Source organism: Lentzea pudingi, assembly GCF_014646255.1.
In the GTDB taxonomy this organism is placed as follows: domain Bacteria; phylum Actinomycetota; class Actinomycetes; order Mycobacteriales; family Pseudonocardiaceae; genus Lentzea; species Lentzea pudingi.
In genome coordinates this window covers 1-20,160 of record NZ_BMNC01000033.1, presented here as the reverse complement: position 1 = coordinate 20,160, position 20,160 = coordinate 1, and the positions used below count along the sequence as shown (strand labels likewise).

23 protein-coding genes are annotated in these 20,160 nt (G+C 67.5%); 9 read left to right on the top strand and 14 right to left on the bottom strand.

Annotated elements, in window-relative coordinates; translation table 11 throughout:
* Positions 1–53 precede the first annotated feature (53 nt).
* On the top strand, positions 54–941 hold the full coding sequence (locus tag IEY88_RS43200) for a hypothetical protein (protein ID WP_189160703.1): 888 nt from the start codon (positions 54–56) through the stop codon (positions 939–941).
* Between the two features lie 310 nt (positions 942–1,251).
* Complete coding sequence (locus IEY88_RS43195) at positions 1,252–1,896, top strand: DEAD/DEAH box helicase family protein (protein ID WP_189160702.1); 645 nt, start codon at positions 1,252–1,254, stop codon at positions 1,894–1,896.
* A gap of 270 nt (positions 1,897–2,166) precedes the next feature.
* On the opposite strand, the gene IEY88_RS43190 is transcribed toward IEY88_RS43195, so the two are convergent.
* The 7 genes from IEY88_RS43190 to IEY88_RS43160 all read right to left on the bottom strand — a co-directional run bounded on the left by IEY88_RS43190 (position 2,167) and on the right by IEY88_RS43160 (position 7,656).
* On the bottom strand, positions 2,167–2,577 hold the full coding sequence (locus IEY88_RS43190) for a hypothetical protein (protein ID WP_189160701.1): 411 nt from the start codon (positions 2,575–2,577) through the stop codon (positions 2,167–2,169).
* Positions 2,514–2,735, bottom strand: a complete 222-nt coding sequence (locus tag IEY88_RS43185; RefSeq protein ID WP_189160700.1) for a hypothetical protein — start codon at positions 2,733–2,735, stop codon at positions 2,514–2,516. The genes IEY88_RS43190 and IEY88_RS43185 overlap by 64 nt, the downstream gene beginning before the upstream one ends.
* A gap of 139 nt (positions 2,736–2,874) precedes the next feature.
* Positions 2,875–3,348 (bottom strand): NUDIX hydrolase, encoded by a 474-nt coding sequence (locus IEY88_RS43180; protein ID WP_229694331.1) that lies wholly within the window; start codon positions 3,346–3,348, stop codon positions 2,875–2,877.
* Between the two features lie 386 nt (positions 3,349–3,734).
* Entirely contained in the window at positions 3,735–4,961 is a 1,227-nt protein-coding gene (gene fxlM, locus IEY88_RS43175) for a methyltransferase, FxLD system (protein ID WP_189160699.1), read from the bottom strand.
* 483 nt (positions 4,962–5,444) lie between these two features.
* Positions 5,445–6,731 carry an ArsB/NhaD family transporter gene (locus IEY88_RS43170; protein WP_189160698.1) on the bottom strand — a complete coding sequence of 429 codons (1,287 nt, stop codon included), beginning with the start codon at positions 6,729–6,731 and terminating at the stop codon, positions 5,445–5,447.
* Between the two features lie 145 nt (positions 6,732–6,876).
* A complete protein-coding gene (locus IEY88_RS43165; protein ID WP_229694330.1) occupies positions 6,877–7,383 on the bottom strand; it encodes a CBS domain-containing protein in 507 nt (168 codons plus the stop codon).
* Between the two features lie 105 nt (positions 7,384–7,488).
* Positions 7,489–7,656 carry a hypothetical protein gene (locus IEY88_RS43160; RefSeq protein ID WP_189160697.1) on the bottom strand — a complete coding sequence of 56 codons (168 nt, stop codon included), beginning with the start codon at positions 7,654–7,656 and terminating at the stop codon, positions 7,489–7,491.
* Between the two features lie 443 nt (positions 7,657–8,099).
* On the opposite strand from IEY88_RS43160, the gene IEY88_RS43155 reads away from it, so the two are divergent.
* Genes IEY88_RS43155 through IEY88_RS43140 form a run of 4 tightly spaced genes read left to right on the top strand, consistent with a single transcriptional unit; the run spans position 8,100 to position 11,161 of the window.
* Positions 8,100–8,846, top strand: a complete 747-nt coding sequence (locus IEY88_RS43155) for a sensor histidine kinase (protein WP_229694329.1) — start codon at positions 8,100–8,102, stop codon at positions 8,844–8,846.
* Positions 8,843–9,490: a response regulator gene (locus IEY88_RS43150; protein WP_189160696.1), complete on the top strand. Its 648-nt coding sequence runs from the start codon at positions 8,843–8,845 to the stop codon at positions 9,488–9,490. Before IEY88_RS43155 ends, IEY88_RS43150 begins: the two co-directional genes overlap by 4 nt.
* A gap of 13 nt (positions 9,491–9,503) precedes the next feature.
* Positions 9,504–9,977, top strand: a complete 474-nt coding sequence (locus IEY88_RS43145; RefSeq protein WP_189160695.1) for a cation:proton antiporter regulatory subunit — start codon at positions 9,504–9,506, stop codon at positions 9,975–9,977.
* 29 nt (positions 9,978–10,006) lie between these two features.
* Positions 10,007–11,161: a cation:proton antiporter gene (locus IEY88_RS43140; RefSeq protein WP_373294306.1), complete on the top strand. Its 1,155-nt coding sequence runs from the start codon at positions 10,007–10,009 to the stop codon at positions 11,159–11,161.
* Between the two features lie 4 nt (positions 11,162–11,165).
* On the opposite strand, the gene IEY88_RS43135 is transcribed toward IEY88_RS43140, so the two are convergent.
* Positions 11,166–11,483: a DUF3040 domain-containing protein gene (locus IEY88_RS43135; RefSeq protein WP_189160693.1), complete on the bottom strand. Its 318-nt coding sequence runs from the start codon at positions 11,481–11,483 to the stop codon at positions 11,166–11,168.
* Between the two features lie 160 nt (positions 11,484–11,643).
* Here IEY88_RS43135 and IEY88_RS43130 point away from each other — a divergent pair, with 160 nt between their 5' ends.
* The 3 genes from IEY88_RS43130 to IEY88_RS43120 all read left to right on the top strand — a co-directional run bounded on the left by IEY88_RS43130 (position 11,644) and on the right by IEY88_RS43120 (position 12,460).
* Positions 11,644–11,796, top strand: a complete 153-nt coding sequence (locus IEY88_RS43130; protein WP_189160692.1) for a hypothetical protein — start codon at positions 11,644–11,646, stop codon at positions 11,794–11,796.
* A gap of 59 nt (positions 11,797–11,855) precedes the next feature.
* Complete coding sequence (locus tag IEY88_RS43125) at positions 11,856–12,179, top strand: hypothetical protein (protein WP_189160691.1); 324 nt, start codon at positions 11,856–11,858, stop codon at positions 12,177–12,179.
* Between the two features lie 116 nt (positions 12,180–12,295).
* Positions 12,296–12,460 (top strand): hypothetical protein, encoded by a 165-nt coding sequence (locus IEY88_RS43120; RefSeq protein WP_189160690.1) that lies wholly within the window; start codon positions 12,296–12,298, stop codon positions 12,458–12,460.
* Here the strand turns inward: IEY88_RS43120 and IEY88_RS43115 are convergent.
* From IEY88_RS43115 to IEY88_RS43095, 6 genes are all read right to left on the bottom strand, one after another.
* The gene (locus tag IEY88_RS43115; protein WP_189160689.1) at positions 12,425–12,847 is read right to left on the bottom strand and encodes a hypothetical protein; all 423 of its coding nucleotides are present in this window, start codon (positions 12,845–12,847) and stop codon (positions 12,425–12,427) included. The two genes, IEY88_RS43120 and IEY88_RS43115, sit on opposite strands and share 36 nt — an antisense overlap.
* Positions 12,844–14,928, bottom strand: coding sequence for a hypothetical protein (locus tag IEY88_RS43110; protein WP_189160688.1), 2,085 nt, complete (start codon positions 14,926–14,928; stop codon positions 12,844–12,846). Before IEY88_RS43110 ends, IEY88_RS43115 begins: the two co-directional genes overlap by 4 nt.
* Positions 14,929–14,966: 38 nt before the next feature.
* Complete coding sequence (locus IEY88_RS43105) at positions 14,967–16,697, bottom strand: hypothetical protein (protein WP_189160687.1); 1,731 nt, start codon at positions 16,695–16,697, stop codon at positions 14,967–14,969.
* A gap of 101 nt (positions 16,698–16,798) precedes the next feature.
* Complete coding sequence (locus IEY88_RS44855; RefSeq protein ID WP_229694328.1) at positions 16,799–17,140, bottom strand: hypothetical protein; 342 nt, start codon at positions 17,138–17,140, stop codon at positions 16,799–16,801.
* The gene (locus IEY88_RS43100; RefSeq protein ID WP_229694327.1) at positions 17,086–18,363 is read right to left on the bottom strand and encodes a site-specific integrase; all 1,278 of its coding nucleotides are present in this window, start codon (positions 18,361–18,363) and stop codon (positions 17,086–17,088) included. The genes IEY88_RS44855 and IEY88_RS43100 overlap by 55 nt, the downstream gene beginning before the upstream one ends.
* 508 nt (positions 18,364–18,871) lie before the next feature.
* A complete protein-coding gene (locus tag IEY88_RS43095; RefSeq protein WP_189160686.1) occupies positions 18,872–19,504 on the bottom strand; it encodes a hypothetical protein in 633 nt (210 codons plus the stop codon).
* Positions 19,505–20,160: the final 656 nt, after the last annotated feature.

The following is a 20,160-nucleotide window of genomic DNA, read 5'->3' as shown; positions in this document are numbered from 1 at the left end:
ACGTTCTGGGGCTCGGGGGAGAATCGTGATGGAACGATAGGACTGGGGGACTCGTGACCATCTGGGTTAATGTGATCGCAGTTTCGTCGCCTGTGATCGCGCTCGGGTCAGCTCTTGTGGCAGTGCGTTCAAGCCGGATCGCCCGAAGGTCGCTTGAGCTTGCCCGACGAACAGGGCAGGCGTCGTACGAGAGCGCAAAGCTGGCGCAATCGTGTGTGGCTACTCTTGTGCTGTCCGAGGTCGAGTTTCGGCGTGCCACAGCTCGAGATTGGGATGGAATCCTGGGAGCGGAGGCTCGCCGAAGTCTCCATGATGAGGACGCGGACAGCCTGGAAGTGGTGGTCCGAGGCCGACTGATCAGCAACGTGCAGCACGAGGTTCTGCTCACCTGCCGGGACCATTCCCGCGCTGGCAGGGACATCTGGTACAGCCATCGGAACCAGTCTGTTTTCCTGCTGGGTGAGAAGGAGGTCGAACTCGGTAATGCGATTCTCTCTGGAGGTGAGACGGTTGAGTTCACCTGGATCGACCGGCGGAGCAGGGCCGAGTGGATCGATATCCACAACCTCGGATCGCGGAACCCTTGGGGTGACCCGGAACTTGAGCTCCCCAGACTGACATGGTGGGAGAAGCTCATGGCCGGCTTCCGTGGGCGCGACTTCGAATTGGTGCGTCGTCACAAGGTCAAGCGTGTGGGTTTCCGAGTCGTGTGCGAGCCGCGGATCGTTCCACGCGTCGCCACCGTTTGGTTGGCCGAGGTGACCATGGCGGCAGTCGTGAGTGCAGGGCGAGATGAAGCCGGACGTGTCGCTTTCGAGGATCGAATTCAACGAGTACCTGGGCCGATTGATGACGCGGTGATCCGCTACCGCGGAGGCTTCGATGCCACGTTGGCGTTGGTGGATCCTCCCAGGTGGCTCAACCTGGTCGGGCGTGACTGATGGGCTGCCTACGAGTTCTGCAGAATCGTGGCGAAGCCGTTTCGTGCGGTGCCGGTATCGCAACTGCTGGGGCGCTTTCTGCGGTCAGCGAGGGTTCCGTTCAACCAGATCCCTGGCTGTGAAGGTCAGAGCCAACCGCGGATGTAGGTCGGTTCTGACCGCGCTTGCCGATCTAGCGCGTGATTGGTGTCGTCGGGTTTGACCGCACTGGAAGACCTGGTGAGCAAGCCTGGGCGCTGTTGAGCACACCGGACGGCGCTCACGGGAAAGTCGGGTGTGTCGAGCGCCGGGACCGTGTAACCCTGGCGACGTGCTGCTGAAGTTGACGGGGTCGAGTTGTTCGGGCAAGTCCACGCTGGCCTTTGCCGTGGCAGATCGGCTGCGCGACGTCGTCGTGCATGATTTCGACGAGGTCGGTGTGCCGCGGGACGCCGACCCCCACTGGCGCCACCGCAGCACCGAGCTGTGGGTGCGCCGCGCGCTCGTGTACCAGGAACGCGGACTGGACCTGCTGTTAACCGGACAATCCCCGCTGGGCGAGGTCCTGGCGGCCCCCTCCACGCCGAAGGTGGACGGGATCGCGCTCTGTCTGGTCGATGTGGACGACGAGATCCGCCGCGTCCGGCTCGCCGACCGCGACTCCGGCCGGTGGGATACCTCGGCGGTCGATGCCTTCGTGGGCTGGGCCGCCTGGCATCGCGGACACGCCCGGGATCCCCGTCACCTCCCCGAGGCCATCACCACCGGCGGCGCCCCCGACATGGTCTGGCACCGCTGGACCGGCTGGACCGCTGGCGATCCGCGGTGGAGCACCCACGTCCTCGACACCACCGACGAGCCCGTCTCCCAGTCTGTCGACGAGCTCGAACGGTGGGTGGTCGACCAGCGCGCTGCACACCGATCCGGCCGGCTTCCCCTGACGCTCGGCTGGGTCGATCAACCACACTCCGGATGACGTCGGCTTCAGCAGCGTGGACTGTCCTGCCGGGGAGAGTCTGCGCGCCGGGGATCAGAACCTCGTGATCCACGCTCCCATCGCGAGCAGGCCCCTGCGGTCAAACAAGCCGACACGGACGTTCATCCACTGCCGGTGCGGTCACCACTGACCAGCAGACGCGGTCAAGTGTCCCCGACCAAAGCCACCCTCCTGAGGGCGCCGTAGTTTCGGCCGATCTTTGGGGCAGCTTAGGTTCACCTGGCCTGAGAGACCTTGTAGAAGTGGGGCTCACCGGTCGAAAACATTGCCGTAGGCGCCTTCGTTGACGATGTCGGCGAGGTCGAGCAGCGCGTCGATCCCGGCTTCGTCGCACCGCCCGATCACATCGACGACTGGGGAACCGGTCGGCCGGTCGATCACCAGCAGCCAGCCTCGTTCGAGATCGACGGTGATCGCGAGCGGACACAACCTGGACGCGCCCCAGTCGGGAGTGGTCTCGACGCGAGGAAGCGGTACGGACAACCCGTCCCGCCTCGTGCTGACGCCACGCTCGGCCAGTCGACGGACGACCGCGTCGAGCAGCGCGATGGCCTGCTCGGGCGTGCTCGGACGGGGTTCGCGTGCGTTGCGGCTGGTCATCTCCAGTGCGACGACGGCGAGGCGTTCGGCCCACTCACCGGCCGGAGAGGCGCCAGCCATGTTGACACCGAGCTGTCCGCGGTGATGCACCAGGCGTCCAGCAGCTCGCCTGCCGCGTCGAGCACCGGCGCGGTGGGGAACCAGGACGACATGTAGCGCCGGCCTACCCGGTACACCACATTGCGGGCCAGCGGCATGGCGGTGGGCGGGGTGGTCACGGTGTTCACGCTCCTGTGTGTCAGTGCTTTACACCAGCAGGTACTCGCGGATCCGGCCGCGCAGCCCTCGTCGATGCTGCGCCCCGCCTGCCGGCCAATGGCACCGCCGAGTCGGCGCTGGAGTCGGCTCGGCGTCCTACTAGCGGGGTGCTCCGGGCAAGTCAGTCAGCAAGGCTGTGCTGTTGTCCAGGATGAAGTCCTTGATCTTTGTGGGCTTGAGGTCATATCGCGCGAGTTCATCCAGAGGGATCCGTTCCAGCTCGTATCCGCCTCGGTCGGCGTCGGTGTGCTCGTTGCCAGACCGCAGAGATACATCGATGCTGATTAGCCGGGCAGCGAAGAAGTACTGCACCGACTGACCGCCGTCCGCGGCTGACGTCACCAATGTGAGTTGTTGGCCCACGACGATCCTCGCACCGAGTTCCTCCAGCAACTCGCGCTGCAGAGCGGCCTCTCGGCTGATATCACCCGGCTCGATCCCACCACCTGCGGTCGTCCAGTACGGCGCCACTCCCGGCTTGGTTCGCTTGATCGTCACCAATCGGGCGTCGTCGTCAAACAGCACAGCCCGAACCGACCGGCGCACAATCGGCACCATCGTTGTCGACGTCATCGTGATCTCCTCTACGGCTGCTTTATCGCCCGGATCGCGGCACCGGGACCGGGTCCCAGGCGCGCGCCCCATGTCGGGCGAATGTTGCGTCCCTGCGGTGTGCCAGCCGCCGCCGTCTTGCTGACTGGACAGTGTCACGCTCCCAGAGCGGGAACAGAGCCCTTGGATTCTCGGGATCTACCCACGGAGCCTCAGCATCCGAAAGAGAACAGACTGGTCGGCTAGGTGCAGTGTGTCCTGACGGGCTATCGGAGTAGACGATCTCGTGTTTGGCGGCTCCCAGCCGGTCACGCTCGTCGCTGAACGCCCGTGCAGGCGGCCCTGCCGCCTGATCCCTCGGTTCAAGTTCGGCAGCGATGACGGCGGCTGGGGGAGTAGAGGCAAGGTTATTCGGTCGAGTCACCGTAGGTGAGGACGAACCGGCTGTGTGTCTTGTCGATGGCTGGGCCCGCAAGTTCGCTGTCCGGGGTATCAGCCGGGTACACGGTGAGCGAGGGCGTGTGCTGCTTCCGCTCGGGCGCCCAGGACCGGATCGCCTCGCACAGGTAGGCGGTCAGCTCGTCGGCGGACGGCCCGTGACCGATCGCGCCCAACTCCCAGTGCACCTCGTCGCTGGATTCCAGGCGGCGTGCGGTGAGGTAGACCAGCGTGTCGCCGTCGACCAGCGCCATGCGCCACCATCCCCTTACCGGGTCGCACACCTCGGGTGGGACGTCGGCGTGGACCTTGATCCGGCACACACGCGGGTCGGTCACGGTCAGGCGGAGCCAGAGTCCGTCATGCGACTCGTTCCTGCCGATCGTGGTCCCGGACCAGGCGGTGACTCGCGGCTGGTCGAGCACCCCGCGCAGAGCTTCGGGGTCGACGGGCTGGTCGCGGTCCCAGTGGAGCGTGACCAGTTCGTCGGCGGTGATCGCGCCGCTGAGTTCCCCCTCGCCGTCACCGACCAGGTACACGAAGCCGCACAGGTGCAGCGAATCGGAGACCAAGCGGCCTTCGGTGTAGGTGAAGGCGACACTGCGGCCCTGGCCGCGCCAGCGCAGCGGGGCGACGAGCCGTCCTCCCGGCGCGAGCTGTTTCCACCACTGGGCGGGAATGTGCCACGGTGAGACAGTGACGATCATGCGGTCGTACGGGGCGTGGTCGGGGTAACCGAGGGCACCGTCGCTGGTGATCACGTGCACGTCGCCGTAGCCGGTGGCGGTCAGTGCCCGCTTGGCTTTCGCGGTGACGTCCGGGTCGATGTCGATCGTGGTGACCAGGTCTGCGCGGCCGGTCAGCTGGGCGAGAAGGCAGGCGTTGTAGCCAGTTCCCGCACCGACCTCGAGGATGCGGTCGCCCGGCTGGACGTCGAGCTGGTCGAGCATCGCCGCGACCAGCCACGGCGCCGACGCGCAGGACAACGATCGGCCGTCCTCGAAGCGGTGGGTGATCACCGCTTGCCACGGGTCGTAGGCCACCGCCAGATCGGCGTCCGGCACAAACTCATGGCGTGGCGTGTCCAGCAGAACCCGTTCCACCTCGCTGCGCCGCGCGTACCCCGCCTTGCGGACCGTGGCGACCATCTCCGCGCGCAGCGTCTCCGGCGACAAGGTGGTGGTATCCGCGTCCATTCTTTCCCTACTCCTATGGATCATCTATGGCCGTGGACACAGCAGGGCATCGGGGCCATTCAGCCGGGCTTGAGACGGTTCGGGCATCCGAGGTTGTCTGGGCATCTTCAGCGGGTTGGCCACTTGCCACAGTCGTTACGGGTGACCCAACATGAGATCGAGATAGAACTCTTCGGACATCTCGGCGCGCTCCGGAGCGGGCCTCGAGGTCGACAGCCGCCAGCAGCTGTCAGATCCGTTTGCCGCACAGGCCGGGCAGCTGATGCGAACCTCTCCCTGCTGCATGACGACACGCGTCTGGCACGAGGTGAGCGCATGCAGCCCGGATCTGCAGGTGGCTGGCTTGTAGAGATGGTTTGTTGCTGACCGTTGGCCAGTGATCGCAGCATCGTGGCGCAGGCCGGTGGCGCTTGGCCCCTTCGGTAGCGGAATGTCAGCCGCGCAGGAGCACGGTGCGTGGAGCCTGATACCTCGCCGCGCGACTCACATGAAGTACCGCAGCCACACGTATCCCCAGGCCATCGCGGTGCTGAACAGCGTGACGACGATGCCGTATCGGGTGAACTGCCAGAAGCTGATGGGGTGGCCGCTGCGGGCGGCGATGCCGATGGCGACGACGTTGGCGCTGGCCGCGACGGCGGTGCCGTTGCCGCCGAAGTCGGCGCCGAGCGCGAACGACCACCACAGGGCCCGGCCTGTTTCGGGGTTGGGGATGTCGGCGACCACGCCTTCGACAATCGGGGTCATGGTGGCGACGTAGGGGATGTTGTCGAAGAAGGCGCCGAGCACGCTGGAGCCGAACAGCAGGGCGGTCGCGGCGAGAAAGTAGTCGTCGCCGAGCACGTCGATCGTCCAGGTGCCGACGGTTTCGACCACACCGGTGTGCACAAGCCCTGCGACCATCACGAACAGCCCCATGAAGAACGCGAGTGTCGGCCACTCGACCTCGGCGAGCACGTCGGAGACGTCGGCTCGGGTGACGAGCAACATGACGCCCGCGCCGACGAGCGCGACGATCGACGGCTCGAGGTGCAGCACGGCGTGCAGGCCGAAGGCGATGACCACGCCGGTGAACACGATCAGGCAGCGCCGCAGCATCGCCGGGTCGGTGATAGCGCGCCGTTCCTGCAGGGCCATGACTGCGTCGACGTATTTGGGGTTGTACTGGAAGGACTTGCGGAACAACACCTTGGTCAGCAGGACGAACACGATGAAGACGAGCACCACGATCGGTGTCATGTGGACGAGGAAGTCGACGAAGGTCAGCCCGGCCCGGCTGCCGATGATGATGTTCGGTGGATCACCGATCAGCGTTGCCGCGCCACCGATGTTGGACGCGAGCACTTCGGCGATGAGGTAAGGCTGGGCGGCGATGCGCAGCCGGTTGCACACGACGATGGTGACCGGCGCGACCAGCATGATCGTCGTGACGTTGTCCAGGAACGGCGAGGCGATCGCGGTGATGGCCATCAGCATCACCATGAGCCGGTAGGGCCTGCCGCGGGCTTTCTTGGCGGCCCAGATGGCGAGGTAGTCGAACACGCCGGTCTGCTTGACGATCCCGACGATGATCATCATGCCGAAGAGCAGGAAGATGACGTTCCAGTCGATGCCCTCGTGCTCGGAGAAGAACACCTCGGAGCCGGGGGCGAGACCGAGGACCGTCATCAAGCCGGCGGCGATGAGGACGACCTTGACCTTGTCAGCCTTTTCGGTGGCGATGTAGAAGAACGCGACCAGGAAGATCGTCAGTGCCAGTGCGGCGCTCACGGCGGACCTGCGCGCTCGGCTGTGTGGGCACGGACTCGGTCAGGTTCGGGTATCGAGCAGTGGTGCGACACGACGCGGCTCTTCCGTCGATGAGGGTCGCCGCCGGCGCGAGAGCAGCGGCGGCGACGGGGACAGGTGGCTGGTGTCAGTCCTCGGCGGTGTAGACCGCGAGGCTGGTGATCAGGCGTTCCAGGGTGATCGCGCCGAGCAGCACGCCGTTGTCGTCGACCACGGCGACGAGCGGGCTGTGCTGGCGAGCCATGAGCGCGGCGACCTCGAGCAGCGTGGCGTCGGCGCGGACGCTGACGGGTTTGGTGGGTTGTCGCGGTGAGCAGTCGCCGACGGTGCGGTCGGCCAGTTCCAGCCAGAAGCGGTCGGCGTGGGCTTCGTCGATCGTGCGGGCCAGTGCCGGGTCGTCCTGGTAGGAACCCGGCACCGCCAGGCGCAGCACCTGGGTGCCGGGAAGTACGGTCCACGGCCGGGCGTGGGCGTCAACGACGATCAGGCCGGGGAGCCTGCTGACGGCCATCACCCGCACGGCCTTGGCCACCGGGTCGTCAACCGTCACGGTCGGGACGTTCACGGCGATGTCGCGTGCCTGCATGGCATCAGCCCGTTCGGTGTGTCCGGCCAGCTGTCCCGGTGTGGTCATCACTGCCTCCGTTCACCAGCGGACCGCGTTGCGGCCAGTGTCGGCGGCTACTCGGGCCGCCGACCATCAGTGCCAGCACCCATCCCGGCCGGGTACGGCATGTATTCAGGGCCTGCGGCGGGTGCCGATCGAGCCAGCGAGGATCAGGCCCGCGGCGATCAGCAGTGCGTGTGGCACGATCACGCCGGCGATCAGCAGTGCGGCGGCGAGCACGATCAGCGTCCAGATCAGCGGAAATCGTCGGGTGGACGTTGTGCGGTCGCTCAGGGCCATAGGTGCCTCCTGCGGCGAGCACGGGTCGAGGGCTTCGATCGCAGGATCTCCCGCCAGCGGGCTGGGGCGGAATCCGGTCGGCCGCTCAACTTCGCCGGGGCGCGACCACCACCGATTCGACCGGCGGAGGCCGTGGCACACGGCCAACATGGGTGGTGCCACGGATGGACAACGTGGCGGACCGCCAGTCAGCCTCGCAGTCGTGGCGGGAAGTGATCACGAGGAGGCGGCGCGCGTGTCGTTGTTCGGGCGGATCTTCCTGCTCAATGCCCTGGTGCTCGCGGCCGCGGCCGCGCTGCTGATGTTCGGTCCGGTGACCGTGTCCACGCCCGCGCTGTTCGGCGAGATGGTGATCCTGGCCGCCGGGCTGGTGGCCGTGCTGATCGCGAAACGCTGTGCTGATCCGGATCGGCCTGGCGCCGCTGGAAAGGCTCACTCGCGCGATGACGACGATCGACCTGCTCAAGCCCGGCCCGCGGCTCGCCGCCACCGGGCACGGCGAGATCGCCGAGCTGATCACGACGTTCAACAGCATGATCGACCGGCTGGAGGCCGAACGCGGGTCCAGCACGGCGCGTGCCCTGTCCGCGCAGGAGGCGGAACGGCGCCGGGTGGCGCAGGAGCTGCACGACGAGGTCGGACAATCACTGACCGCGGTGCTGCTGGAGCTCAAACGGTTCGCCGACCAGGTTCCAGCGTCCATGCGCGACGAACTGCTGCAGGTGCAGGAGATCACGCGCAGCACGCTCGACGAGATCCGCCGCATCGCCCGCAGACTGCGCCCCGGCGTGCTCGAGGAGCTCGGCCTGGTCAGTGCGCTCAAGGCGCTGGCGGCGGAGTTCTCCGAGCACGCCGATCTCGTGGTAGGGCGCTCGTTGGACAAGAACCTTCCGGAGCTCGACGCCGAGACCGAGCTCGTCGTCTACCGAATCGCGCAGGAAGGTCTCACCAACACCGTCCGGCACGCCCACGCCAGTGAGGTCGACATCGTTCTGCGAGCACTCACCGACGGTGTCGAGCTGCGCGTGCGCGACAACGGCCGGGGCCTGGGCACCTCGGTGGAGGGCGCCGGGATCCGGGGCATGCGCGAACGCGCCCTGCTGGTCGGCGCGGAGCTGACAGTGGCGTCGCTGCCCAAGCGGGGCACCGAGATCAGGCTGGTCGTCGGCCACACCGGAGGACGTCGATGACAGTGCGCATCCTGCTGGCCGACGACCACGCCCTGGTCCGCCGCGGCGTCCGGCTGATCCTGGACAACGAACCCGACCTGACCGTCGTGGCCGAAGCAGGCGACGGAGCCGAAGCGATCAGCAAGGCCCGCACCGAACGCCCCGACCTCGCGATCCTCGACATCGCCATGCCACGCCAGACCGGGCTACAGGCCGCGCGGGAACTGTCCCGCCTACTGCCAGACCTGCGCATCCTGATCCTGACCATGTACGACAACGAGCAGTACTTCTTCGAAGCGCTCAAAGCGGGCGCCTCCGGCTACGTGCTCAAGTCCGTCGCCGACCGCGACCTGGTCGAAGCCTGCCGCGCCGCGATGCGCGGCGAACCGTTCCTCTACCCCGGCGCGGTGAACTCCCTCATCCGCAACTACCTCGACCGGGCGCGCGACGGCAACGGCATCCCACCCAGAGCGATCACGGACAGGGAAGAGGAGATTCTCAAGCTCGTCGCGGAAGGCCACTCCTCCAAGGAGATCGCCGACCTGCTCGTCATTAGCGTCAAGACCGTCGAGCGGCACCGCGCCAACCTGCTGCAGAAACTCGGGCTCAAGGACCGCCTGGAACTCACCCGGTACGCGATCCGCGCCGGGCTCATCGAACCATGAGAAAGCCGATCCCGTGAACGTTGAAGTGACACCCCTGCCCGGAATAGGGATCAAGCAGGACTTCGCCATCCGCGCCAGCCGCCGCATCGGCGTGATCTCCTACCGCGACGGCAAATTCGAGTTGATCCTGTCCAAACAGAACGATCCTGACGCCGTCGCGGCCTCGATCCCGCTCACCCCGGAGGAAGCGGCCACCCTCGCCGGCCTGCTCGGCGCCCCACAACTGGTGACACAGCTCAGCGAACAACACCGCGACATCACCGGGATCACCACCCGCCAGCTGCCGGTCACCGCCTTCGCCGGCTGCACCCTGGGCGACACCGCGCTGCGTACCCGCACCGGCGCCTCGATCGTCGCCGTGGTGCGCGCCGGCAACGCCCATCCCTCACCAGGTCCTGAGTTCCTGTTCGACCACGGCGACCTCGCGGTCATCGTCGGCACCGCGGAAGGCCTCGACGCGGCCGCCCAGATCCTGACAGGCGGCTGAGAGCACACGTGCACGAGACAACAATCGCCATGATCCAGCTTGGCGCGGTGTTCTTCGGGCTGGGCCTGCTCGGCCGCGTGGCATGGAAATTCGGCATCTCACCCATCCCGCTCTACCTCCTGGGCGGGCTCGCATTCGGCTCCGGCGGGCTGATCCCGCTCCACGGCATCGAAGAGTTCGCCCACCTCGCCAGCGAGATCGGCGTCGTCCTGCTGTTGCTGCTGCTGGGCCTCGAATACTCCGCATCCGAACTCACCACCGGCCTGAAGAAGTCCTGGATGGCCGGCGTACTCGACATTGTGCTCAACGCCGCACCAGGCGCCGTCGTCGCTCTGCTGCTCGGCTGGGGCCCGGTCGGCGCACTCGCCATGGCCGGCGTCACCTACATCTCCTCCTCCGGTATCATCGCCAAAGTCCTCGGCGACCTCGGCCGCCTCGGCAACCGCGAAACCCCGGTCATCCTGTCCGTACTGGTCTTCGAAGACCTCGCGATGGCCGTCTACCTGCCAGTCCTCACCGCCGTGCTCGCAGGCGTCAGCCTCCTCGGCGGGCTCACCTCAGTCGGCATCTCACTGCTCGCGATCACCGTGGTTCTCGTAGTGGCGCTGAAGTACGGCCGCTTCATCTCGGCCATTGTGGACAGCCCCGACCACGAGGTGTTCCTGCTCAAACTCCTCGGCTCCGCGCTGCTCGTCGCGGGTATCGCATCGCAACTACAGGTGTCCGCCGCCGTCGGCGCGTTCCTGCTCGGCATCGCGATCTCCGGGTCCACCGCCGAGAACGCCACCCGGCTGCTGGAACCGCTGCGTGACCTGTTCGCCGCGATGTTCTTCGTTGTGTTCGGACTCAACACCGACCCACGATCCATCCCACCCGTCCTGGGAATCGCGGTCACGCTCGCCGTCGTCACCGCACTGACCAAGATCGCCACCGGCTGGTGGGCGGCACGGCGCCAGGGCATCGGCAAGATGGGACGCGCCCGCACCGGCGCGGCTCTTGTCGCGCGAGGCGAGTTCTCGATCGTCATCGCGGGTCTCGCCGTCGCGTCCGGGCACGTCAGTCCGGACCTCGCCGCGCTGGCCACCGCCTACGTGCTGCTGATGGCGATCATCGGTCCCATCGCGGCACGATACGTCGAACCGGTCGGCGAGTTCTTCGCCCGCAAGCGAGTGGCAACGTCGTGATCGGTCAGGTGGGAACGCCGTCGTGTCTGGTGTCGCCCTCGTCGTCACCGGGTAGTGGTTCGGGTTGGGTGAACACCGGCGCGGCCAAGCGCAACGCCACACCGACAACGGCGGCCAGCACGCCCACACCACCCAGCGCCGAGCCCAGCCAGAGCCCGACGACCGCGATCACGGCCCCAGCCAGCGCGATGCGGATGGCGAATCGCGCGAGACGCCGGGCACCCGCGTTGCCGGTGGTGCGGATCCGCCGCGCGAACTCCGGGTCGTCGCGTTCGAGGGACCGCTCGATCTCCCGGAGCGTTCGTTCCTCGTCACGGTCCATACAACCAGCTCAGCCCGCACGGGCCAACTTCGGCAATCCGTGCGGGCACCCATTTTCGCACTCCGTCCACGACCGGAGTCGAACGTGATGGTGACGTCGTCCTCGACGATCGCGGCCCAGGTGACCCGGATGTGCCGGACGGAGCTGCACGGGGCTGCGTGTGGTTGCCGCCGCGCTGGTGATCGCTTGCCACGCCTGGCTCGGCCGGCAATCGGCGGAGCCGGTCGTCGACGGCAACCGCGTCAGCGCGATCTACATGCGCTCCACGTCCCCGGTCGTGGAACAGGCGATCGACGCCACCGCGGACAGCTGATGAGACGAGCCGAGCGGCCACCGGCAGGTCAGCACGCGCTCTTGCTCACGTTGACGCTCGTGCTCGTGCTCGTCGGACTGAGCGCGCATCACCTGTCGCGCAACGACACCGCGAATGCGGAACGGGATCGAGCGCCGGCGAACAGCGCCTCGGTTTCGGCTGCACCGTCCACATATGACGTTCTGCACGACCGGCCGCGCGGGGCGGTAGCGGCATGGCATGTGCTCACGACGGCGACACCAGAAACCTGGTCGGGAGTGTTCTGGCATGCGGCCGCTACGCGCGTGATGCCGGGATGGTCGCTGATCGGCGATATCGGTAGCGCCGGGGCAGCGGTTGCCGCATCGGGCCCGCCATCGAGCCGCGCACCTCCGGCCGCGTGACCTGAACAGTCCTAGCCGGGATTGTTCCCCGTCCGCCGCAGCACCGAACTCGTGACGGCTGCACTGCGGCGGCAGCTGCGCGCGCCCCTGACCCATCTTTGCGAAGGACTGAACACATGTCCGTTGTTGTGCTGGTATTGCTTCTCGCCGTCGTCGTGGCCGGCATCGGTGCGTTGACGGCGATGGTCATGAAGAAAGAACCGTTCTATGGCGCGGTGGGCCTCTTCATCATCTGCGGCCCAAGCTCACTGCTGGCGGTCCTGTATCTGGCAGTGGCCTGAGGCCAGCCGCCGGCCCATCGTTGTGACCTTCGCTGTGGTTTCGAGTTGCTGACGGAGCCGGTGGTTTTCCAGCGTGAGCCGTTGGATGTTGGCGGCGGCGAGATCGAGGTGTTCGCGGAGTTGCCGGTTGTCGCGGCGCAGCGTGGTGTTGTCATGCTGGAGCTGGTCGAACCGACTGGCAGCGGCTGCTGGTGACGCTGGATCACGTGTCCGGCGCTGCTTGAGGTCTGCGGCGATGTCGGGGAAGTGGCGCCGGAACGTGGTGTTGGACAGCCCAAGCCGGCCGGCCGGAGCAAGCACGGTCGGCGGCTTGCCGGTGGTCTCCGTCAGGTGATGGATGGCCAGCTGGATGTCGTCGACGGTGGGCTGGGTGACGCGGCCGGTCACGAGGTTGAACTCTCCTGGGCGTGGCGGTCGAGGTACTGGGTGATCTGCTCGTGGCGGTCTCGCAGTCGGTGCACGAGCAGGGGCGGTAGGCCTGGCCGGGCGGAGAGCTCGGCGGTGATCTGGTCGAGTTCGAGCTGCAGGGCGTCGAGGTTGTCGGCGGTCAGTGCGACGTTGGCGCATTCCAGCGGCTGGCAATTGCCGACGATGGGGTGGGTGGTGCCGCGGGTGTCGCGGTGCTGCTGGCACAGGGCCTTGTCGGGGTTGAACACGCAGGTGGCAAACGTGCCGGGGTAGATCGCGGGATCGTGGCGGCGCATGAGCCGTTCGAGTCGGCGTGCGTCGGTGAGGACGGTGCCGGAGAACCGGGCGGTGGCGGCGAAGTCACCGAGGCGCCGGGCGGCTTCCTCTGCGGCGGGACCGGCCAGGCCGGCGTGCTCGTGTGCGTCGGTCATGGCGAGCAGGTGTTCGCCGCGGGCGAGGGCTTGTTCGGCCTCGACCTCGGCGCGGAATCCGGAGTCGGAGGTGCCGGCATAGCCCTCGAACATCTGCACGCTGAGGTGGCGGTACTGGATTGCTCCGGCGATCGAGCCGTCGGGGCGGCGGGCGATGAACCAGGCCAGGGTGCGGCGGAACTGGCGCGTCGTGAGCCTTGTCCTTACCAGGCCGTTGATCAGCGGGATGTGGTCGTCACGGCCGTGTGTGGCGCAGTAGTTGTTGATCCAGGTGCGGAAATCGTTGAGGTAGTGGTTGGTCACGCCGGTTGCCTGTGCCCGGTCGGGCCGGCTGGCCGTGGTGCCGTGCGGGAGTGGGGCGAACAGCAGTGGCTGCGTGGTCGGCTGCAGTTGTTCCAGGACGCCGACGGCGCGGGCGGCGGGTTGCCCCACGACCCAGGTCGCCAGTGCGCCGACCGGGTCGGTTTCGCCCTTGAACGCCAGGCTGGTCACCGTCCATCGGTAGGCGCGGCCATCAGCGTCGCGCACGGCGGTGACGCTGCCGCGGCGCAGGTGCTTGATCTCGCAGTCGCGCATCCCGGACAGGAACGCGATCACGATGTAGCAGGCGATGTGCAGCATCCGCGCGAGCTTGCGGACCGACTGCAGCCGATGCTGCCGGGAGGGCAGATGCAGTGCGATGTCGTTGATCCACGGCGCGCCGTCCAGCAATCCGTGGATCGGGGTGTTCGTCCAGACGTAGTCGGTCACTCCGACGGTGTCCGCGGCCTGCCGGATGCAGTCGCGGTACCGCTGGTGCAAGACGCTGACGGAACAGCCGATCTCGACGGCGATGACCTGCATGTTGGGATGCCCCTGATTGCCGGGCAACGGCCGGGCGTGGCGCATATGGGAGTCCAAAAAGGACCGAAGTGCGGCTGCGACACCGTTCTCCTGCCCGTTTCGGCGGCCGACGCGGGCACGGGCGTGATAGTCGCGCTGGTGTTGCTGCGCGGTGAGGACGTCAGGGGCGAACTGGTCGACGAACCGCAGCGCCCAGGTGATCAACGGCCCCAGGACTGATTCGGGGATGCGGTCGGTGCTGTTCTCGCCGCGACCGCTGCGAGGTGTCCAGCTGTCGACCAGACCCGGATCGGTGAGCAGCGGATCGGACAGACGGGACCGGTACCGCCAGAGCATCCGCACCCCGGCCCTGCCGTAGTCGCGCACCAACGTTCCGGGCAGCCCGAGCAGATAGCGGTAGAAGTCCGCCAGGTCCTGGCCGGTCAGCGCCGCAAGGTCCAGCCGCGGCGGGCGACCTGCCACAGCACGCCCTGAGTCCAGCCACTGCAGGAAGATGCGGACGTTGCCGAATACCCGGTGCACGCTGGCGATGTTCTGCCGTTTCTCCCCAGCGGGTAGGGGGCCGGACAGCATCGCGTGACACAACTGCTTGGCCTGCATCCGATAGCGTGCGGGCACCGTGGTGAAGTCCAGCACCAGTGTGGTGGCGTGTTGTTGGAGCACGCCGGGGTCCAGCCGCCACACGTCCTCGGCGAATCGGCAGGTCCGCTCGAGCGGGGTGCCCGGTCGCAGCGGCCGGCCTGCCAGCACGAAGTCGTCGTCGGCGGGCAAGTCATGCAGACGCACCGCAGGCACCGACCCCGCGGGCAGGGGCACAACGGCGGTCACGGCCGCTCCCAGGGGTTCTCGGCCAGATCCAGCAGCGCGTCGGCCGGACGGGCCGCAGCCGCAGCCTGGAGCTGGGCGGGGGTGAACCTGGGCAGGACATCGTGGCGGATCGCGGCCCAGGCCGGACCGTAGCGGGCCCACCAGTCGGCTTGGCCGAGTTCCGCGCGCCGATCCGACAGAACGTCAAGCAAGGCAAGGATCGCCGGGAGATGGTCGGGCGTGACGAGACAGTTGCCGCAGTGGAAGCAGTCCAAGAAGGACACTCGACGGCATGGCCGGCCAGTGGCCGGATGCTGTTCTGGGTCAGCGCAGGCTGTCCACGCACCATCACAGGCGTTGCCTGACGCGTCTGTCACGTCGGGTTTGCTGTTGATCCGCAGTCCCATCGCTCCTGTCTGCTGCAGCGCTTGGCGGTGCGTGCTCAGGGCGGCTTGCTCGGCGTCGATGAGCGCTTCGGAGACGACTTCCTCCGCCCACGCCTGTGCTGTCGGATCGCCGCGCAGATAGTTGGCGAACAAGACATTCATGGTGTTCGAGCGGGCAGCTGAAGGCAGGTGGCCACCGACCAATTGGGTCCGCCTCACCTCCACGGTGGTGCGGATCCGATTGAGCCGCACCTGCAACGGCTCAGCGAACTCGGGGTCGCTGGACAGATCGGCACGTAGGTCGTGCCCGCGGGCCCACCCGGTCAGGTTGACCGCGGCGGCCAGATGCGCGGCGAACGGATCGTGATGCTCGTCCGGACCGCCGAGGCCGTGACGTGGGTTGCGCCAGACCGACCAGATCGTCTGCGACCCGCTGAACGTCCGGCCGCGGGCCATCAACCGGTGCAGCAACAGATACAGCCCGCCCGGGGTGTGCAGTTCGCGGTGGGGCGGGCCGATCTCCCAGGTCGCCGTGTCGAACCAGCGGTGTGGTCCGCGTCGCCGCTTGACCAGCCTCACCTCGACCGCCGCACCGTCGAGGATCCGGTGCTCAGCGGGCAACTCCTTCAACGTTTCGGGGTTGCGGCCAGTCACCGCGGCCAGCAGCACCAGCAACGGCGCCTGGTCCGCCGCCGTCACGAACAGCCTGCCCGCCAGCACGCAGCGAGCCGCCCGCTCCCCGCGCCCGGCATGTGGGATCCGCGGTACCCGGCCCGTGGAGGCCATTCGAACGCACTGGTCGGCGACCACGGCGTCCTGACCGGTGAGCAAAGCGCGGTTCGTCGACCACGCCTCCACGAGGTGATCACCAGCGGTGATCCGGTCCCTGACCGCCGCGACATCGGCGCGCGCCACGCTGGACAGGCGCATCCACTCCCCAGCCGAGTAGCCCACCGTGACCGGCTGCTTGTACTTGGCCTGCCGCCGGGCCAAGTAGTCGGCAACGTCGGCAGGCACCTGATCGCACAGCGGAGCACGACGCAACGTCACTCTGACCGCGGAGAACTCCGTGCTCGCCGACGCCGCGCCCACCGCGCGGATCCGAGTGCGCAGGAAAGCGTCAACGTGCGCCGCGGTCAACTGCTGCGGCGCGGCCGGCGGGGACGGCAGCGCCGCCAAGAACCGCACGAACCGCTTCAGTGCCGCCCACACCGAGTTGGCCGAGGCCAAGGTCCGGCGCGGACCCGTCGGCCCGACGACTACGGTGAACGCCGACGCCAACGACCGGTGCCAGCCCGGCAGCGGCAGACCACCGACCGAAAAGGCCCTCGTTCGGCCGTCCTCACCGGCGAACCGCACCACCAGTTCGGCCGAGCTCTCGACGATCTCCGCCGGGGGCTCATACCCGTGGCTGGGCACGGCCGCTGGGAGACCCCGATGCGTGCTGCCCCGCCCTGTAACCGTCACTGCTCACCGCCGACGGCCACGCCAGCGCCGACTACAGCACCATCGGCGGCGAAGCCCTCGCCGCCCGTCCCATCGTCTTCGCCGGCAGGCAACAACTCGGCCGGGATCGCGCGCGGATCCTCCCAGTCGTCGGGGACCAAGGCCATGCGGGTCTGCATCTCCAGCTCGGCCAAGGCGTGAAGGTAGATCTGAGTGGTAACCACGGACCGGTGACCAAGCCTGCGGCGGACCCAGTCCAGCGGGTCGCCGAAGATCCGCGTGTAGTGGCCGCGCTGGTCCTGCGTCATCTCACCGAGAGCGGCGATATGCCCGCGCTGCAACTGCTCCAGCGTGACCACCGCGAAGGTGTGGCGCAGCAGATGGGCGTGCGCCGCCAGCCCGACTCCGGCCTTCTCGCACCGCGCATTGGCCTCGTCGAACACCTTTTCCACCGTGCAGGTGTCAGCGGCCAGCCGTGCTCCCCCAGCCAGAACATCGCCGGCTCCAGCCCGTCCGGTCCGTCAACCAGCAGCGACCGGCGTTCCACAGCATCAAGCTGCGCGACCTTGACCCGGCGGCGCACGCCCGCCGCAGTGACCCACGTGGCCACCGGCCTGGCCGGATCCTCGACGACCAGCGGCCGCCGAACCCGCGCGTATCGCCCCGCCTTGCGGGCAACCTCAACTACCTCAGCCCGGTCGATCTCCAGATAGGCCACCAGATCCGCGATCACCGAGACCGGAACGTAAACCCAGCGTGCCGAACAGCCTTTGGCGATTACCTCAGGCAGCCAGAACCGTTGGTAGCCACCGTTCGCCCGATCCACCGGCACTTCGAACCGTGTCAGCGCGGTCTGCTCGGCCAGCCGCATCCCGGTGCGCACCATCAGGTCGCAGAACGTTGCGTTCCGCCCAGCCCACCGGCCGCGAAACCGTTCACCGGGCAAACCATCAGCGGTGAAGCCCCGGACCCCGACGTCTCGCCACCGCCGATACGCCGACGGCGGCAGCCACTCCACCCGCTCCCGCGCCCCGTCGTGGGAGTAGGTGGCTGGCCGCTGTTCGTCCAGCGTCCCCAGGTGTCCCCACCCGGTCTCCACCGGCACCGGCCGCCGCCAGGTCTGCGGGATCGGGTTGGCTTGCACGTGGCCGGACTTCAGCGCCCACCGGTAGAACTGATTGACCGCCGCGACCTCTCGGTCCCACGCCGCTCCCGCGATCCGCGGTCCCTCCGGGTCACGCCGCCGCCAGTACAGGTACGCCAGATGATCCGCTTCGGTCGCATCCCGCCACGTCCGGCCGCGCGACGTGGACAGGAACGTCAGCCACGCCGCCAGATCCCGCGCATAGCCCACCTGCGTGTTGGCCGCGCTGGCCACCATGCCCACGCTCTGGAAGAAGTCGTTGAGCGCCAGGTCGTACTCGAAGGTCGGAGACAGCAGGTACGGCGTACCGGGCACAACGCCCTCCCGTCGCAACCACTCCTCCCAGCCGTCTGGCAGGTCAGCGACGAACGGCAAGGGTGCCGCCGGAAGCGGCAACTCAGCTGGTGTCAACCGGACATGCCAACGCATCGTGATCATCGGTCGTGATCATGTGGTCATGACCGGTTATGCACAAGCAGGCAGGATGGCGACGGTCGCACCGGTGCGGTCGATCCGGTAGCGCAGTGGTGCGTCCGGTCCGGGTGAGTGAGGCAACGAACTCATGCCCGGCAAGCTACCACCGAACTCGCACGTATGTTCGATTGAGACGGGAGGTGCGCCCATTGGGGCGACCTACCTGTGGATCCCTGTCGAGGCCTGATCAACAGTCGCGTCGCCATGCTCTTTCCATTGCCTCACCGAGGGCTGAGGTCGGGTGCCCAAGCGGTTGCCCGATCGGCAGATCCGCTTCGTCGAGCTTGATCATTATTCGTCCACGCGGTCCACTCCGGCATCGCCGCGCGACGCTCACGGCAGAAGGAGCGGGTATGTCGCCGCATGTCCCGCAGTGGCCCCGGCTGTGTAGCGGGTGGTGGCAACACGCAATCGCCAGGTGATTGATCACCGCAATCGCAGCATGCCGTTGAGACCGTATGGAGCCTCGCGTTCACCTTCGCTGGGGTCCTCGCGGTGGCACGACGAAGTCGACCAGCCGCTGGCCCAAAGCGATGCCGACGCCGGCGGCGACGGCGATAAGCAACCTGCGGACCAAGACGCTGCCGTGACGATCTGCGGGTCGTGGCAGGGGCGTAAGAGGTTCCTCATCGGGATGGTTCTGTTCTGGCCCCGTCGGGTCGTCGGTGGGTGCGCCGGTGGTGCGGGCCAGGCGGTGAATGTCGTGGGCGACGTCGGCGAGCTTGGCGGCCACTGGTTGTCCGTCCCACACGAACAGCTCGACACGGCCGAGCGTCGCGAGCTCGGCGAAGCGGCCGTCCGCGCTGCCCACGAGGAAGACCCGGCCGCCTTCGGTGTGAACGTGGCGGGCGTGTGCGAGCAGGGCGAGCTCCGCGGCATCAGCGCCAGGAGTAACGCGCAGGGGCGCGACGCGCAGCTCGGCCAGGACCGAAGCAAGCGGATCGGTCTCAGCTACGTCGGGCAGGGCGTACGCGGCGACGGCATGATGGATATCGCCCGCGGCGTTCAGCAAGGCCTCCAGTCGGGAGCGAAGAGGACGCGGTCGCAATCGCGCGCTGCCGAGATTCTCCAAGTCCAGCAACAGGATTCGATCGTCGGCGTTCACGACCGGCCCGCTCTGTGGACCGCGCACCTGGCACTGTTGATCACAAGTGCCAGTCTCGTCGTTACGCCGGGTCGCCGGGGTATTTTGCCGTGAAGGTCGCACCGAAAGAGTGGATCCGCTCGTCCCCGCCGCGCACGATCTCCCGGTGACCCGTCCTGGCTGTATCAGCAGTCGGATTGGCGGATGCGCACCGTCGGCCAGGGAGATCGACACGACTGCTGGGCGGCGCCGTCCTGTACGAGGATCGGGATCAGCTGCTGTTCGTCGCGGGAAGTTGTGACGATGGGGCTTGCGCGTATCGGTGATGAGCAACGAACACTCGCGGCGCTGGGGCCATCGTGGAGCACGCTGCACCGTCGCAAATGGATACTTTCTGGGTAGTGCACTGATCGAGTACACCATCAACACGGCCCGCCCGTTCCTCGCCGTCCACGGCGACAAGCTCACAGGGCTGCGGCCTGCCGGAGAAGTACGGCGAACACGTGCGTCGCAAGCTTCGTGGGCCGGGCCAGCAGTTCGTCAACCGCATCGGCCAGTCCGCGGCCTGACGTCGTCCGTCTCCTGATCTCTCAGGTTGGGTTGAAGATGGCCGGTCACTAAGTGATCAGTTCAAAATGAGCTGGCGTGTCGGCTTTGCCTGCGGGACAGGACATTCC

Bases quoted from the DNA above. Each gene is read 5' to 3' on its own strand.
- IEY88_RS43140 (WP_373294306.1), top strand. From the start codon at position 10,007: ATGATCCAGCTTGGCGCGGTGTTCTTCGGGCTGGGCCTGCTCGGCCGC.
- IEY88_RS43190 (WP_189160701.1), bottom strand. From the start codon at position 2,577: ATGGCTGGCGCCTCTCCGGCCGGTGAGTGGGCCGAACGCCTCGCCGTC.
- IEY88_RS43180 (WP_229694331.1), bottom strand. From the start codon at position 3,348: ATGACGTCGACAACGATGGTGCCGATTGTGCGCCGGTCGGTTCGGGCT.
- IEY88_RS43150 (WP_189160696.1), top strand. From the start codon at position 8,843: ATGACAGTGCGCATCCTGCTGGCCGACGACCACGCCCTGGTCCGCCGC.
- IEY88_RS43100 (WP_229694327.1), bottom strand. From the start codon at position 18,363: ATGATCACGATGCGTTGGCATGTCCGGTTGACACCAGCTGAGTTGCCG.
- fxlM (WP_189160699.1), bottom strand. From the start codon at position 4,961: ATGGACGCGGATACCACCACCTTGTCGCCGGAGACGCTGCGCGCGGAG.
- IEY88_RS43160 (WP_189160697.1), bottom strand. From the start codon at position 7,656: ATGGCCCTGAGCGACCGCACAACGTCCACCCGACGATTTCCGCTGATC.
- IEY88_RS43165 (WP_229694330.1), bottom strand. From the start codon at position 7,383: ATGACCACACCGGGACAGCTGGCCGGACACACCGAACGGGCTGATGCC.
- IEY88_RS43155 (WP_229694329.1), top strand. From the start codon at position 8,100: ATGACGACGATCGACCTGCTCAAGCCCGGCCCGCGGCTCGCCGCCACC.
- IEY88_RS43120 (WP_189160690.1), top strand. From the start codon at position 12,296: ATGTCCGTTGTTGTGCTGGTATTGCTTCTCGCCGTCGTCGTGGCCGGC.
- IEY88_RS43135 (WP_189160693.1), bottom strand. From the start codon at position 11,483: ATGGACCGTGACGAGGAACGAACGCTCCGGGAGATCGAGCGGTCCCTC.